Source organism: Nocardia coffeae (genome assembly GCF_019890715.1).
Taxonomy (GTDB): Bacteria; Actinomycetota; Actinomycetes; order Mycobacteriales; family Mycobacteriaceae; genus Nocardia; species Nocardia jiangxiensis.
In genome coordinates, this window is the sequence record NZ_JAINZY010000016.1 from 24499 (window position 1) to 40177 (window position 15679).

Annotated in this window: 15 protein-coding genes; 7 read left to right on the forward strand and 8 right to left on the reverse strand. The window is 67.3% G+C overall.

What is annotated here, in order from left to right:
- Nucleotides 1-195 precede the first annotated feature (195 nt).
- Nucleotides 196-1707: a sensor histidine kinase gene (locus K7711_RS38845; protein ID WP_040827276.1), complete on the reverse strand. Its 1512-nt coding sequence runs from the start codon at nt 1705-1707 to the stop codon at nt 196-198.
- 7 nt (nt 1708-1714) lie between these two features.
- Nucleotides 1715-1930, reverse strand: coding sequence for a biotin/lipoyl-binding carrier protein (locus K7711_RS38850; protein ID WP_222976460.1), 216 nt, complete (start codon nt 1928-1930; stop codon nt 1715-1717).
- Nucleotides 1931-2019: 89 nt separating this feature from the next.
- On the opposite strand from K7711_RS38850, the gene K7711_RS49445 reads away from it, so the two are divergent.
- Nucleotides 2020-2094: a 50S ribosomal protein bL37 gene (locus K7711_RS49445; protein ID WP_110293457.1), complete on the forward strand. Its 75-nt coding sequence runs from the start codon at nt 2020-2022 to the stop codon at nt 2092-2094.
- A gap of 100 nt (nt 2095-2194) precedes the next feature.
- On the opposite strand, the gene rsrA is transcribed toward K7711_RS49445, so the two are convergent.
- Nucleotides 2195-2458 carry a mycothiol system anti-sigma-R factor gene (gene rsrA, locus K7711_RS38855; RefSeq protein ID WP_040827280.1) on the reverse strand — a complete coding sequence of 88 codons (264 nt, stop codon included), beginning with the start codon at nt 2456-2458 and terminating at the stop codon, nt 2195-2197.
- A gap of 44 nt (nt 2459-2502) precedes the next feature.
- Entirely contained in the window at nt 2503-3210 is a 708-nt protein-coding gene (locus K7711_RS38860) for a sigma-70 family RNA polymerase sigma factor (protein ID WP_222976712.1), read from the reverse strand.
- Between the two features lie 272 nt (nt 3211-3482).
- Between K7711_RS38860 and ybaK the strand changes: the two genes are divergently transcribed.
- The 3 genes from ybaK (at nt 3483) to K7711_RS38875 (ending at nt 5083) form a co-directional block, all read left to right on the forward strand.
- On the forward strand, nt 3483-3986 hold the full coding sequence (ybaK, locus tag K7711_RS38865) for a Cys-tRNA(Pro) deacylase (protein WP_222976462.1): 504 nt from the start codon (nt 3483-3485) through the stop codon (nt 3984-3986).
- Between the two features lie 178 nt (nt 3987-4164).
- Complete coding sequence (locus K7711_RS38870) at nt 4165-4677, forward strand: MarR family winged helix-turn-helix transcriptional regulator (protein ID WP_222976464.1); 513 nt, start codon at nt 4165-4167, stop codon at nt 4675-4677.
- A 121-nt stretch (nt 4678-4798) separates the two neighbouring features.
- The gene (locus tag K7711_RS38875; RefSeq protein ID WP_222976467.1) at nt 4799-5083 is read left to right on the forward strand and encodes a hypothetical protein; all 285 of its coding nucleotides are present in this window, start codon (nt 4799-4801) and stop codon (nt 5081-5083) included.
- A 112-nt stretch (nt 5084-5195) separates the two neighbouring features.
- Here K7711_RS38875 and K7711_RS38880 read toward each other — a convergent pair whose 3' ends face one another.
- A complete protein-coding gene (locus tag K7711_RS38880; protein WP_222976468.1) occupies nt 5196-5966 on the reverse strand; it encodes an SOS response-associated peptidase in 771 nt (256 codons plus the stop codon).
- Between the two features lie 145 nt (nt 5967-6111).
- On the opposite strand from K7711_RS38880, the gene K7711_RS38885 reads away from it, so the two are divergent.
- The 3 genes from K7711_RS38885 (at nt 6112) to rsgA (ending at nt 10067) form a co-directional block, all read left to right on the forward strand.
- Nucleotides 6112-7617 (forward strand): aldehyde dehydrogenase family protein, encoded by a 1506-nt coding sequence (locus K7711_RS38885; RefSeq protein WP_222976470.1) that lies wholly within the window; start codon nt 6112-6114, stop codon nt 7615-7617.
- Nucleotides 7618-7722: 105 nt separating this feature from the next.
- Nucleotides 7723-9069 (forward strand): 3-phosphoshikimate 1-carboxyvinyltransferase, encoded by a 1347-nt coding sequence (gene aroA / locus K7711_RS38890; RefSeq protein ID WP_222976714.1) that lies wholly within the window; start codon nt 7723-7725, stop codon nt 9067-9069.
- Complete coding sequence (gene rsgA / locus K7711_RS38895) at nt 9066-10067, forward strand: ribosome small subunit-dependent GTPase A (RefSeq protein WP_222976716.1); 1002 nt, start codon at nt 9066-9068, stop codon at nt 10065-10067. The genes aroA and rsgA overlap by 4 nt, the downstream gene beginning before the upstream one ends.
- Before the next feature lie 137 nt (nt 10068-10204).
- Here the strand turns inward: rsgA and K7711_RS38900 are convergent, their stop codons facing one another.
- From K7711_RS38900 to K7711_RS38910, 3 genes are all read right to left on the reverse strand, one after another.
- Nucleotides 10205-11650, reverse strand: a complete 1446-nt coding sequence (locus K7711_RS38900) for an alpha/beta hydrolase (protein ID WP_222976472.1) — start codon at nt 11648-11650, stop codon at nt 10205-10207.
- A gap of 224 nt (nt 11651-11874) precedes the next feature.
- On the reverse strand, nt 11875-14835 hold the full coding sequence (secA, locus tag K7711_RS38905) for a preprotein translocase subunit SecA (protein ID WP_222976474.1): 2961 nt from the start codon (nt 14833-14835) through the stop codon (nt 11875-11877).
- Nucleotides 14836-15026: 191 nt separating this feature from the next.
- A complete protein-coding gene (locus K7711_RS38910) occupies nt 15027-15572 on the reverse strand; it encodes an Rv3235 family protein (RefSeq protein WP_222976476.1) in 546 nt (181 codons plus the stop codon).
- Between the last annotated feature and the right edge of the window lie 107 nt (nt 15573-15679).

Here is a 15679-nt window from a genome sequence, read left to right on the forward strand (position 1 = left end):
GCTCAGCGGCGAAGCGTCTCCCCGCTGGTAATCGCCCGCGAAGCGAAAGGCTCGACAACACCAACTCCAAGGTTTCGGCGCGGGCTCGTCGCTGCGCCCTCGAAGCGCATGGCCGAAGGCCGAGTCTCGAGGGCGCAGCGACGAGCCTTACAGCGCCGAAAACCCGCCGGAGCGAAGCGGAGGCCAAAGACACAGCTACCGCGTGCGGCGGCCCAGGGGGACTCGTAGCACTGCGTCGGTGCCGACATCGGCGCCGGGATGCAGGCCGATGGAACCGCCGAGTTCGGCGGTGACGAGCGTACGGACGATCTGCAGGCCCAGCCGGTCCGAACCCTCCAGGCTGAAACCGTCGGGCAACCCACGACCGTCGTCACCGATGATCACATCCAGCCAACGCGCCGAACGCTCCGAGCGGATCGTCACAGTGCCGTTCTCCCCGGCGTCGAAGGCGTGCTCGATGGCGTTCTGCACCAGTTCGGTCAGCACCATGACCAACGGCGTGGCTCGTTCGGCGGAGAACACGCCCAGGGAGCCTTCCCGGCGCACCTTGATCCGCGCGGTGTTGACCGTGGCGACGTCGGCCATGATCGGCAGCAGGCGGTCCACGACCTCGTCGAGATCGACCTCCTCGTCCACCGACATGGACAGCATCTCGTGCACCGACGCGATCGAGGTGACCCGTCGCACCGATTCGGTGAGCGCGAGCCGCGCCTCCTCGTTCTCGGTGCGACGCGCCTGCAGCCGCAGCAGCGCGGCCACGGTCTGCAGGTTGTTCTTCACGCGGTGGTGGATCTCACGGATCGTGGCGTCCTTGGACAGCAGCGCGCGATCGCGACGCTTGACCTCGGTGACATCGCGCACCAGGACCGCGGCTCCGGCCAGCTCGCCGTGCGGGCGCAGCACCAGGGTGCGCAGCAGGACCGTCGCCCCGCGCGCCTCGACCTCCATCCGGCGCCCTGATTTGCCCGCCAGCGCGGCTTGGATATCGCTGACGACCTCCTGGGCGTCGAACGGGTCGGTGATCAGCGAGCGCGTCGTCTGGGCCAGATCCTGACCGTCCAGATCGGCTTGCAGGCCCATGCGGTGGTACGCGGACAGCGCGTTGGGGCTGGCGTATCGCACGATGCCGTCGGTGTCGAGCCGGATGAATCCGTCCCCGGCGCGCGGGCTGGAGTGTGATCCGGTGCGATCCTCCAGGGTCGGGAAGGTGCCGTCGGCGATCATCTGGCACAGATCGTCCGCGCAGGCCATGTAGGCGATTTCGAGATTGCCGCGAATCTTGGTGCGCTGCACCTCGATATCGCGTCCGAGCACCGCGATGACGTCCTCGCCGACGCGCACCGGAATCGCCTCGTGGATCACGTGCACCGGGTTCGGGTGGTAGACGCCGGTCTGTTCGTCGTCGGTCTCGACCCGCACGATCGCACCGCTGCGCAGCGCCTGGAAGATCTGCGCGTGATCGGCGCGGGAGGCCAGTGAGCCGACCAGATCCTCGGGGTGCACGGTGGGCGCGGTGGTCGGGCGGCACTGGGCCACGCACACCACGTCGGCGCCTTCGGCGACCGGGCCCACGCCCACCCACAGTTGCAGGTCCGCGAACGACAGATCGGCCAGCAGCTGCCAGTCGCCCACGACGCGCTGCAGGTGGTCGACGGCCGCACCCGGTAGGTCGGTGTGTTCGGCGAGCAGATCACTCAGAGTGGACATGGCGGAACTACGAGATCACTGCGATCAGGTCGCCCTTTTGCAGGACATCACCCGGTTTGACGTTGATCGAGGTGACCGTCCCGGGCCCCTCGGCGACGACGGGGATCTCCATCTTCATCGACTCCAGCAGCACCAGGGTGTCGCCCTCGACCACGGCCGCGCCCTCCCGCGCGACGATCTGGAAGACGGTGGAGACCATCTCCGCGAGCACTTCCTCAGCCATGGCACCCTTCCGGAGTTCGACGTGACGACCAGCTGACGATATAGCCAACCACACGTGGAACAATGTCTTTCGATCAGAAGGGAGAAATCATGGGAAAGCGTGGTCGTAAGAAGCGCAGCCGCAAGGGCAACGCCGCCAATCACGGCAAGCGTCCGAACAGCTGAGCTGTTCGCAGCTTCGCCCGGCGCCGCGTGCCGATAACCTGCGCGCCGATGAAATGCACTGAGCGGCACGCCTTTTCGTCAAGGCGTGCCGCTCTGCTGTTCACGGGTTGTCGATCGTGCTCTCGGTCACGGTGATCGAACGCCGGATCTCCACGGTCAGTCGCTCGCGCAGGGAATCCGGGGCCCGGTCGCCGCCGCACTTGCGATTGAGCAGCCGCTTGAGCTTCTCCTCGAGGCCGTACGCGTCGATACACGGCGAGCAGGTCTCCAGATGGTGCTGCAACCGCTCGCGGGTGGCCTGATCGCATTCGCCGTCGAGCATCAGCCAGACATCGGCGAGCACCGCCGTACAGTCCAGCTTCATATCCGCATCCCCTTCGGTCTCCCGCTCGCTGTGCTGGTGCCCACTCACTGGGTGACCTCCTGACGCGCCCCGTCCCCCGCCTGGTTTCGATCGAACCCCCGCTCGTGGGCCACACCGGCCAGCAGCCCCTTGAGCTGCTTGCGACCGCGATGCAGCCGCGACATGACCGTCCCGATCGGAGTGCCCATGATCTCGGCGATCTCCTTGTAGGGGAAGCCCTCCACGTCGGCGTAGTACACCGCCATCCGGAACTCCTCCGGAAGTTCCTGCAGCGCGGCCTTGATGTCGTCGTCGGGCAGTGCCTCGAGCGCCTCCATCTCCGCCGAACGCAGACCCGTCGAGGTGTGCTCCGCCGTGGCGGCCAGCTGCCAGTCGGTGATCTCGTCGGTCGGGTACTGGGCAGGCTGCCGCTGCTTCTTGCGGTAGGAGTTGATGTAGGTGTTGGTCAGGATCCGGTACAGCCAGGCCCGCAGGTTGGTGCCCTCGCGGAAGGACCGGAAGCCCTGGTACGCCTTCGCGAAGGTCTCCTGCACCAGATCCTCGGCATCGGCGGGGTTGCGGGTCATCCGCAGCGCCGCACCGTAGAGCTGGTCGAGCAGCGGGAGCGCATCACGCTCGAACCGCTGCGCCAACTCGGCGGGATCCGCGGGCGCGGCCGATTCCCGCGCCGCGGCGTCACCGCCGGAATCCCCGTTCTCGGCCGCGCCGTTCAGGCGATCGGCCGCCAAATCGTCGTCGCTCGTCACGCCCATCCCTTCGATCGCCGTAGTCACAGAATCTACCGTGAGCGATGTGGGCAGCGGGAATCCGGTGACGGGAGGCACCGAGGTCGGGGCGAACTCCGCGGACAACACGGTGCGCACCGGACGTTCGTCGATCAGAACCGTCACCGGCAGACTCCTTCGATTCTCACAGAATGGGATGCGTGTCGTATGGCGTGCAACATGCGCCGGGGCCACTGTGTTCCCGCAGCGCCGGGCACAGCGCTTGGCCGGGCCCGGAGGCCCGTCCTAGGGTGACCGGCATGGCTGCCCCGACCCCCGCGATCCGCGCTGCGACCCAGGCCGAGGTGGCCCATCGCGTCCACACCTATCCACACGACCCGCGCAACGACTCGTTCGGCGCCGAGGCGGTCTCCGCGCTGGCGGAACGGCTGGGCGTGCAGGCCGGGCAGATCTTCAAGACGCTGGTGATCGAGTTGTCCGGCGGGTCGGGAGCCCACGGGTTGGCGGTCGCGGTGTTGCCGGTCCCCGCGACGCTCTCGCTCAAGGCCGCCGCGGCCGCGCTGGGTGCGTCGAAGGCCGTCATGGCCGACAAGAGCAAGGCCGAGCGGACCACCGGCTACGTCCTGGGCGGCATCTCCCCGCTGGGACAGAAGCGGGCGCTGCCGACGGTGATCGACGCCTCGGCCCTGGAGTGGGATCGGATGTTGTGCAGCGCCGGACGACGCGGTCTGGAGATCGAACTCGCCCCGCGAGATCTGGTGCGACTCACCTCGGCCGTCACCGCTGCGGTCACCGCCGCCTGAGGACCCGAAATACGGACATCCCGGACATCGAGTACGTTGACCTGCGGCGGTAGAACGTCGCGTCGGTCACCTTGCATATCCCCCGCACCCTGACACATACTTGCCAAGTACAACTAGTTGGAAAACTCAAGCAATTGACTGTGTTGACCAGTGTTGCGGTTCCCCGAGGAGGGTGTCCATGGACCACGACGAGGCGATCGACGTGATCGCCCTGCAGTTGATCCGTCTGGGCCGAATCCGCGAGCGCACCAACGCTCAGATCGCGGCCGCATCCGGGGGCGAGATCGAGGCTGCAGCTTACTCGATCATCTTCCGGCTGCTCTACGACGGCCCGATGCGCTCGGGCGCACTGGCTGAACTGCTCTACTCCGACGCCTCCACGATCAGCCGCCAGGCCGCCGCACTGGTCAAACGCGGGCTCATCGAACGTCGCGCCGATCCGGCCGACGGCCGGGCCAGCGTCCTGGCCGTCACCGACGCCGGCCGGGAATTGGCAGCAGCGCTGCGGCAGCGTCGCAACGCGATGCTGGACAACGTCCTGCAGCACTGGAGCGATGCGGAACGCGCGACGCTCGGGCAGATGATGCGCCGCTTCGTCGACGATTACGAGCAGGCCCGCGAAACCATCCTCACCCTGCACCCGAAGGATCCCGCGCCCGACAAGACCGCGAACCACACCGAAGACGCATAGCGATCACCGGGCGGCGAGAACACGCAGAGCCACGGGGACGAATCGCGCAAATCATCTGCGGCGCTGCTCGGAGTGCGTTTACTTGACGGGCCCTTTCCGTCGATTCGAGGATGTGATGCGCATGTTCCACCGGCAGTCCGTTCGCACCCTGATCATCGCCCTGTCCGGTGGCGTGATCCTCACCCTCGGCGCCGCCACCGCCGTCGCGGAACCACAGGGAAATCCCGACTACCCGCTCGGCGCCCAGAACGAGGCGCCTGGTCACCCCGAGACGGGGGACGCGGACTCATGGGCCGAGCGAGCCGAGGACGTGGGCGGCGCAATCGTCACCCAGATCATCGATACGAGCGCGAACCTGACCAAATGCGTGGTCAGCCTCGTCACTCCCAGCGTGTCCTGCGGCTAGCCGAACCCGAACCAGCACAACGGATTTGCGGCGAACGGGCCATCCGGACGCCGCAAACCTCCGGCACGACATGGCAGCTCATCGAACGGTGCCGATCGGGGGACCACAGACCTCAGAGCAGGCTGATCTGCCCCGGCTGCTCCTGGACCGGTCCGAGCAATCGGGGCCCGTTGTTGCGCACGCTGTTCACCAGCGACGGGACCTCCCGCACGACGATATCCGAAACCCGTTCCAGCGCAGGGGTTTCCAAGAGTTCGTGCGGTGCGGGGTGGTCCGGGTCGAGCCAGGCCGCCCACTGCTCGCGCGGCATCATCAGCGGCATCCGGTCGTGAATTGCGGTCAGGTCGCCGATCGCATCGGTGGTCAGGATCGTGCAGGACAGCAGCGGATCCATCTCGCGCTGGTCGCGATCGCGCCAGATCGACCACAGACCGGCCATGTAGAGCGGTGCTCCATCGGCCCGGGACATGTAGTAGGGACGTTTGACGGCCTTGCCCTTGGCCGTCGAGTCCCCCTCCACGACCCACTCGTACCAGCCGTCCATCGGCACCAGACACCGACGTTTCTTCACCGCGTCCCGGAAGGACGGCGCCTCGGCCGCACGGTCCGCGCGCGCATTGAACAACGGTTTCCCCTTGACCGGCACACCGGGTTCGGCAGCCTTGGTCCACACCGGGATCAGGCCCCAGCGCATGCGCCGGATCCGCAGCCGCGCGTCGTCGTCCGGGTGGTCACGATCGTGTCGCTCGACGACCGTCAGCACCTGATTCGTCGGCGCGACATTGTAATTGGGCTCGACGGGCGCATCACTCGTCTCATCGATCGCATCGAGCTCGGCCGCCAAACGGCCCGGATTCACCGTGGTCGCATATCTGCCGCACATGTGAACCATGCTAAAGAGCTGCCGCAACGGCCGTTCAGATTGGCCGGAATTCCATGTGATGGCGGGTGACTTCATATCTAAGCTGTTCATATCTAAGCTATGAGAACTTCATGCAATCACTTTCTCACTAGGGGTCGCCGAAACCATGTCCACCACCGAGCCGACAACCGCCCGACGGACCGTGCTGACCTCGGTCAACCCGGCCACGGGCGAGGTCATCGACACGCATCCGATCGCCGATGAGGAGGCGGTGGCCGCGGCCGTCGCCAAGGCCCGCACCGCCGCCGGGAGCTGGGGTGCGCTGAGCTATGCCGACCGCAAGCGGTATCTGCTGCGGTGGGCCACCCGGCTGGTCGAGAAATCCGACGAGCTCTGCGATCTGATCCACGCCGAGAACGGCAAAACCCGCGACGACGCATTCCTCGAACTGCTGCTGACCCTCGAACACATCTCCTGGGCCGCCAAGAACGCCGAGAAGGTGCTCAAGACCAAGAAGGTCTCCCCCGGCGCGCTGATGTCCAACTTCGGCGCGTACATCGAGCAGCGCCCGCTCGGCGTGATCGGTGTGATCGGCCCCTGGAACTACCCGATCTACACCCCCAACGGCTCGATCGCCTACGCCCTGGCCGCGGGTAACGCCGTTGTCTACAAGCCGAGCGAATTCTCCACCGGCATCGGCAATTTCGTCGCCCAGGCATTCGCCGAGGCCAATCCCGAACTGCCCGACGGGATCTTCACCACCATCAACGGGTACGGCGAGACCGGCGCGGCGCTGGTGCGCGCCGACATCGACAAGATCGCGTTCACCGGATCCGCGGCCACCGGCAAGAAGATCATGGCCTCCGCGGCCGAGCGGCTCACCCCGGTGCTGCTCGAATGCGGCGGTAAGGATGCGGTGATCGTCGCGGCCGACGCCGACGTCGCCGCCGCGGCCGACGCGGTCGCCTACGGCGCGACCATGAACAGCGGCCAGACGTGCGCGGGCGTCGAGCGCGTCTACGTGGACGCCTCGATCCGCGACAAGTTCGTCGCCGAGGTCAAGCGAATCCTGTCCGACGTGCACCCGGGTTCGGACGGCAAGGCCGCCTACGGCCCGATGACCATGCCCAGCCAGATCGACATCGTGCGCCGCCACATCCAGGACGCGCTGGACAACGGCGGCACCGCGGTGCTCGGCGGCCTCGACTCGATCAAGGGCGCGTTCATCGAGCCGGTCGTGCTGGTCGACGTGGACGAGGACTCGGCGGCCGTGCGCGAGGAGACCTTCGGCCCGACGGTCACCATCCGCACCGTGAACAACATCGACGAGGCGATCGAACTCGCCAACAACTCGACCTACTCGCTGGGTTCGACGGTGTTCTCCCGCAAGCACGGGCTCGAAATCGCCCGCCGGATCAAGGCGGGCGCCACCTCGGTCAACGCGGTGCTCGGCTTCGCGGCGATCTCCGCGCTGCCCTTCGGCGGCGGGCGGGACTCGGGTATCGGCCGGATCCACGGCGCGCCCGGCATGCTGGAGTTCACGGTGCCGCATTCGATCGCGGTGCAGCGCTTCACAATTCCGGGTATGGCGTTGCTGAGCTACTCGCGCACCGCGAGCACCATGAAGCTGTTGCGCCGGGTCGTGCCGATCCTGCACGGACGGCACAAGTAGCAGCGTCGGGTGCCGGTGGAAAATCACCGGCCACCTGGTGAAGTCTCATAAGCCCGCGACGAATTCCACGTCGCGGGCTTGTGCGTTTACTGCGAGTTCATGACCATGCGCATCCCGAATCAGTCGATAGGCGAAGATGGTGGGGTGAGTCTCTGGCCAGCGCCCCATACCGAGCACCCCGTCCACGCGACCGTGACCCTGCCCGGGTCCAAATCCATCACCAATCGGGCCCTGATCCTCGCCGCGCTCGCCGATCGCCCCTCGACGATCACCGGGGCGCTGCGCAGCCGCGACACCGACCTGATGATCGCGGCGCTGCGCTCGATGGGCGCCGAGATCAGCGGTGACGCCGACACTCTCGCCGTCACCCCGGCCTCCCTGACCGGCGCGACCGTCGACTGCGGGCTCGCGGGGACCGTGATGCGCTTCCTGCCGCCGGTGGCGGCGCTGGCCCACGGCGACGTCGCGTTCTTCGGCGACGATCAGGCCGCGCTGCGGCCGCTGCACACCATCCTGGACGCGCTGCGCGGACTCGGCGCCGGCATCGACGGCGACACCCTGCCGTTCACGGTGCACGGCGGGGGTGCGCTGCGCGGCGGATCGGTGACCATCGACGCGTCGGGCTCCTCGCAGTTCGTCTCCGGGCTGCTGCTGTCCGCGGCCCGTTTCACCGACGGACTGACCGTGCACCACAAGGGTGCGCCGCTGCCCTCGATGCCGCACATCGAGATGACCGTGCAGATGCTGCGCCAGGCCGACGTCGAGGTCACCGCGCCCACCGATCCGCGCAGGGAGCAGGTATGGACGGTCGCGCCGGGGCCGATCCACGGTGTGGACTGGGAGGTCGAACCCGATCTGTCCAATGCGACGCCGTTCCTGGCCGCGGCCGCGGTGACCGGCGGTGAGGTGACCATTCCGCACTGGCCGCAGCTGACCACCCAGCCGGGGGACGTCATCCGGGAGATCCTGGTGCGCATGGGCGCCGAGGCGCGCCGTGCCCACGGCAAACTCGTCGTGCGCGGGCCCGATCGGCTGGCCGGGATCGATATCGATCTGCACGACGTCGGCGAACTCACCCCGACGGTGGCCGCCCTTGCGGCACTTGCTGATTCGCCGTCGCGGCTGCGCGGGATCGCACATCTGCGCGGGCACGAGACCGACCGGCTGGCGGCGCTGTCCACCGAGATCAACCGGCTCGGCGGCAAGGTCACCGAGACCGAGGACGGGCTGAGCATCGTGCCCACGCCATTGCGGGGCGGCCCGTGGCACTCCTACGCGGACCATCGGATGGCCACCGCCGGAGCGATTCTGGGACTGCGCGTGCCGGGCGTGCATGTCGAGGATGTCGGCACCACCGCGAAGACCCTGCCGGATTTCGTATCCCTGTGGGAGACGATGCTTTCCGGTGACGGCGCGCGGCCTGCCGACGACACGGCGGAGTCGGCGCACTGAAGCGGCGCGAGTACGACGAGTCCGACGTCCGGGTGCGTCCGGGCAGGGGCTCGCGTCCGCGCACCAAGAATCGCCCCGAACACCGGGACGCGCGCACGGCGATGGTCATCTCGGTCGATCGCGGGCGATGGAGCTGCGTGCTGGACGGGGATCCGGATCAGCCCATCGTCGCGATGCGGGCGCGCGAGTTGGGCCGCACCCCGATCGTGGTGGGCGATCAGGTCGACGTGGTCGGCGATCTGTCCGGCAAACCCGACACCCTGGCCCGCATCGTGCGGGTGGCCGATCGCGCAACGGTGTTGCGGCGCACCGCCGATGACACCGATCCGTTCGAGCGGATCGTGGTCGCCAACGCCGAGCAGCTGTTCATCGTCGTGGCCCTGGCCGATCCCCCGCCGCGCACCGGTTTCGTCGAACGCGCCATGGCCGCGGCGTATGCCGGTGGGCTGCAACCGATCCTGTGCCTGACCAAACACGATCTGGCCGCCGAATCCGAATTCGCCGCCGCCTTCGACGATCTGGACCTGACCATCGTCTACGGCGGCCGCGACGACCCCCTCGACGCGGTGCACGACCTCCTGCACGACACACTCACCTGCCTGCTCGGCCACTCCGGCGTGGGTAAATCAACCCTGGTCAATCGTGTTGTCCCACAAGCAGATCGAGCCGTAGGCGACGTCTCCGGTGTAGGCAAGGGCCGACACACCTCCACCCAGTCCCTGGCCCTGCCCCTCACCGACGGCGGCTGGATCATCGACACCCCCGGCATCCGCTCCTTCGGCCTGGCCCACATCACCCCCGACGACGTCATCCAAGCCTTCGCCGACCTGGCCGAAGCCATCGAGGACTGCCCCCGAGGCTGCACCCACCTCGGCCCACCCGCCGACCCCGAATGCGCCCTGGACGAACTCCCCGGCAAGGAACGCCGAGTAGCCGCCATCCGCCTCCTACTGGTAGCCCTCAACTCCAACGACCCGTGGGTCGTGGGGAACGGCTGATCGACCGGCGACCACGCCCCCGATCCGTCGGCTCGCAGCCCGATTCCAGACCAGCGCAGCACATTCCGTCAGTGCGACGCCGGTGCACCGCGCTGCGGCCGCACCTCGCCACGATCAGCGTTGTGTCGCAGTCCTGCTCAGGATGCGAACGGGATGGTGTCCGGGGTGCAGTGAGTTTCGGGGGGCGGGAGTTGGCCTGATACAAGGTAGTTCGATGCGGCTCGTAGTGCGCAGGTGGACTTGTCGGTGACCATGTGGCCCCAGCCTTCGTTGATCAGGAGGCGGCTGCCGGGTAGGTGGGCGGCCAGGTCGATTGCGCCGGGCAAGGGGGTTGCGGGGTCGAAGCGGTTGTTGAGCAGGAGGATCGGGGTCGCGGTGTGGATATTCCAGGGGCCGGTGTAGCGGTCGGTGGATGATGCCTGCCAGAAGGCGCAGGGGCTGGTTTCGTAGGCGCGGAGGGCGGCGAAATCCGGTGCGAGCGTTGCCCGTTGGGCACTCGCTGCCCACCACGCGGGAGCGAAGTGGGGCAGTGCGGTGTCGTTGCAGGTGAACGCGTAGAAGGGAGGCGCGATACTGCTCGTATAGGGGGTGTCGAACTCATCCTCGGCAGCCGTGGGGATCAGGCCGAGGTGTGCCGTCGTGGGCCCGGCAGCCAGCTGAGCCCGATATATCCTGTGCAATGCGAGCGCCAATACCGGCCACGACACCGGTTGATACACATACTCACCGAGCGAGTAGATGAGCTGCCCGTAAGTTATCGAGAAGGGGGCTCCGTTCGGACCACTCGAGGTGACAGGTTTCGCACGCAGCGAAGCCAACACCGCTGGAAACGCCTTCCACGGGTCGTCCTGGGCGAAAGCACAGTTCTTGCTCCGGGCGCACAGCCGGAGGAATTCGTGCGCGACCTCCTGGCTACTGACGTCGGACCCCATCCGCTCCGACAACGTCGAACCGGCCGAGGCGTCAGTCGTCTGCACCGGATCCTCGATGCTGTCCAGCACGAACGACCCCACCCGTTGCGGGAACATCGAGGCATAGACCGCCCCGAGCGCGGTGCCGTAGGACTGCCCCAGGTAGTTGAGCCTCGGCTCCCCCAGCGCGGCTCGCACGGTATCGAGATCGCGGGCCACGGTCGCCGTCGACAGATGGTCGAGCAGATTGCCGCTGTGCGCTCGGCAGTCGGCGGCGAATTCCGCATCCTTCGCCGTACGCTGCGCGATCTCCACCGGATTGTCCGGGACCAGCGGCACACCAGCACCGAATGCGGCGGCGGCCTGATCGGAATCGAAGCACGTCACCGCGGGCGTCGCCCTGCCGACACCTCGCTGGTCCACCGCGACGACGTCGTACCGGTCTCGCACCTGGTCGTCCCACGGTGCCCGAACCTGCCCGGCCACAATCTGATTCAGGTATTCGATCGAGGAGTAGCCCGGTCCCCCACGATTGATCACCAGCGTCCCGACCCGTTCACCCGGCTCACGGGCCGACAGCTTCGCCAGCGCGATACCGATCCGCCGACCGCCCGGATCCCGGTAATCGAGCGGAACATCCAGCGCGGCACATGAGAGCCGCGAATCATCCACGCACTGTTTCCATTTCACTGCCGACACCGGTCCGGCAACAGCAGTCGTAGCCGAAACGACCGACCAGAAGATCACGGCGACAACGGCGATACACGCACCACGGCGTGCCCCCCTGAACCTCGACACCTCGCGGAGCTTACCGGAATCCGGAGCCCTCGGCGGGATACCGCGAAACGAAAACGCCCGCTCCGGACCGGAGCGGGCGTCTTGCGAGATGCGCGAAACTACCGGCGGCGCTTGGACTTCGGTCCGCGGTCGGCGCGACCCTCGCTGCGGGCGGCCTCGCGACGTTCGCGTCGGGTCATACCGGTGTCCTCGGCGGTGCCGTACTCCTGGGCATCGCTGCGGCGGGCGGCATGGCCGTCCTCGTCCGGCCCCGAGTAACTCAGGCCGCGGGGGCTGGAGTTGTCGATTCCCCTGGCGCGCAAGGGAGCCGGAGCCGCGGTGCCGTTGGTCTGCGGAGCGTCGACCAGAGCGCCGACCGGGGAACGCAGGCCCTGATCGATCGCGGCGGCGCCCTGCGGCTGCTGCGGCGCCTCGAACTCGAACTTCGCGTTGAACAGGTAGTGGACCGACTCCTCCTTCAGACCCTCGAGCATCGCGGAGAACATGTCGTAACCCTCCCGCTGATACTCCACGAGCGGGTCGCGCTGAGCCATCGCGCGCAGGCCGATGCCCTCCTTGAGATAGTCCATCTCGTAGAGGTGTTCACGCCACTTGCGATCGAGCACCTGCAGCAGCACCTGATGTTCGAGGGTGCGGGTGCTGCCCTCGCCGACCAGATCGTCGATCTCCTTCTCGCGCTGCTCGTAGGCGGAATGCGCATCATCGAGCACGGCGTCGAGCAGCTCCTCGCGGCCCAGCTCACCGATCTCGTCGTGCTCGTTCTCGCCGGTCAGATCCTTGTAGTCGAGGGTGATCGGATACAGCGACTTCAGGGCCGTCCACAACTTGTCCAGATCCCAGTCCTCGACGTAGCCGTCGGCGGTGGCGCCGTTGACGTAGGCGGTGACCACATCGGTGATCATCTCCTGGACCTGGCCGTCCATATCCTCATCGCCCAGGATGCGCTGGCGCTCGTCGTAGATGATGGTGCGCTGCTGGTTCATCACCTCGTCGTACTTCAGCACGTTCTTGCGGATCTCGAAGTTCTGCTGCTCGACCTGGGTCTGCGCACTCTTGATCGCGCGCGAGACCATCTTGGCCTCGATCGGCACGTCGTCGGGCAGATTCAGGCGGGTCATGATCGACTCGAGCGTCGCGCCGTTGAACCGCCGCATCAACTCGTCACCCAGCGACAGATAGAACCGCGACTCGCCCGGATCGCCCTGACGGCCGGAGCGGCCACGCAGCTGATTGTCGATACGCCGCGACTCGTGCCGCTCGGTGCCCAGCACATACAGACCACCGGCCTCGCGCACCGCTTCGGCGTCCTCGTCGACCTCCTGCTTGACCTGCTCGAGCGCCGAGTGCCAGTGCGCCTCGTACTCCTGCGCGGTCTCCACCGGATCCAGCCCCTGCCGACGCAGCAGCAGGTCGGCCAGGATGTCCGGGTTGCCGCCGAGCACGATGTCGGTACCACGACCGGCCATATTCGTCGCGACGGTGACCGCACCCGGCCGGCCCGCCTCCGCGACGATCTCGGCCTCCTTCTCGTGGAACTTGGCGTTCAGCACGTTGTGCGGGATACCGCGCTTGGTCAGCAGCTCGGACAGGTACTCCGACCGCTCCACCGAGGTGGTACCGATCAGCACCGGCTGACCCTTCTCGTACCGCTCGGTGATGTCGTCGGCGACCGCGGAGAACTTGCCCTCCTCGGTCTTGTAGATCAGATCCGCCTGGTCCTTGCGGACCATCGGCTTGTTGGTCGGAATCGGCACCACACCGAGCGAGTAGGTCTGGTGCAGCTCGGCCGCCTCGGTCTCGGCGGTACCGGTCATACCGGCCAGCTTGTCGTACAGGCGGAAGTAGTTCTGCAGCGTGATGGTGGCCAGCGTCTGGTTCTCGGGCTGGATCTCCACGCCCTCCTTGGCCTCGATGGCCTGGTGCATGCCCTCGTTGTAGCGGCGACCCACCAGGATGCGACCGGTGAACTCGTCGACGATGATGACCTCGCCGTTGCGGACGATGTAGTCCTTGTCCCGGACGAACAGGTCCTTGGCCTTGAGGGCATTGTTCAGGTAGCTGATCAGGGGCGAGTTCGCCGCCTCGTACAGATTGTCGATGCCCAGCTGATCCTCGACGTACGCGACGCCGGTGGTGCTCACACCGACGGTGCGCTTCTTCAGATCGAACTCGTAGTGGTACCGACCCTCGATCTCCGCCGCGCGGCTCTGCCGCTCCTGGCTGGTCATCGCGGTGGTGTCGATACCCTTCATCTCCGGCGCCATGCGCGCGAACTCGGTGTACCACTTGGACGCGGTGACGTCGGCCGGGCCGGAGATGATCAGCGGCGTGCGGGCCTCGTCGATGAGGATGGAATCGACCTCGTCGACGATGGCGAAGCTGTGCCCGCGCTGGACCAGATCGTCCTTCGAGTGCGTCATGTTGTCGCGCAGGTAGTCGAAGCCGAACTCGTTGTTGGTGCCGTAGGTGATGTCGGCCGCGTAGGCCTCCTTGCGCTCGGCGGGGGTCATGCCGGACAGGATCACCCCGACCTCGAGGCCGAGGAACCGGTGCACGCGGCCCATCCACTCCGAGTCGCGCTTGGCCAGATAGTCGTTGACGGTGACGACGTGCACGCCGTCGCCGACGAGGGCGTTGAGGTAGGCGGGCAGCACACAGGTCAGGGTCTTGCCCTCACCGGTCTTCATCTCCGCGACGTTGCCGATGTGCAGTGCGGCGCCGCCCATCACCTGCACCTTGTAGTGCTTCTGGTTCAGCACCCGCGAGGACGCCTCGCGGGCCACCGCGAACGCCTCCAGCAGAGTCTGATCCAGGAAGTCCTGCTTGACCCGCTCGACGACGCGTTCCTGCTGCTCCTCGTCCTCGACGCCGTCGAGGGCGTCGGTGATGTCGTCGGCGAGGCGGTCGCGGAACTCGTCGGTCTTGGCCTGCAGCTCGGCGTCGCTGAGATCGGCGAACTCCTCTTCCAGCGCCAGGACCTCGTCTGCCAACTTGGAGAGCCGCTTGACGGTGCGGCCCTCACCAAAACGTAGCAACCTCGTCAGTGTCAGCGCAGGCACGGGTCTCGTCAGTCCTCTGGTCGGTGTTGTCGTCTTGCGTTGCTTACATCCTGTAGTACCCCGCGCGGGCGGGATCCCCGATGCGCGGATGCGCAGCAAGGTTCATGGTAATGCGCGGCCCATGGTATGCGTCGCGCGGCGGAGTGGAGAGGACCCGCCGGTCCGGGACGTGCGCCCGGGAGTGCGAGATGTCAGCGCAGCCGCAGCGCCGTCAGCCGGTGGTCGCCGCGTTTCACGGTGATCCGGGCCGCGACAGCGAATCGACGGCCACCGCGCTCGTAACCGCCGAATACCTCCGCGGCACCCGTTCCGTCGAGGGCGACGCGCACGTTGACCAGCACGGCCGCACCCAGTCTGCGATCACCGCCGCCAGTGCGCACCAGCGTCTGCACCGCGGCGATCACGGCGGGTTCGGCCAGTGGAGCCAGCTGTGTCGCACTGCGGCGGCCGTCCAGCACCTCGAGTACCGACCGCAGCGCTCGCTCGGCGAATTGTTTTGCTGCCGAATGGTTTTCATCCACACGAACCGGCGCCGCGGACCGCCCGTCGTGCGGGGAGCGACGAGGTGCGCCGTGCCGGCGGGCACCACCCGCGCACGGCGCCGCCACCCGTCCGACCGAACCGCCGGACCGCGCCGGAATGCCCCCTGCGCACTCCAGCGGCGGCTCGAAGGCCGGCGCCTTCGCCAGCGACCGGCCCGAACCGGCCGGATCGGCGTCGTTCCGAGATCCGAGCATTCCGCTTCCCCCTGCTTGTCGGGTCCCCTGGACACGGATCGAAACAGCATGCCACGCGCCCCGCCCCTGATACAGGATTTCCTCTCGGTATCGCGACATGTCCCACA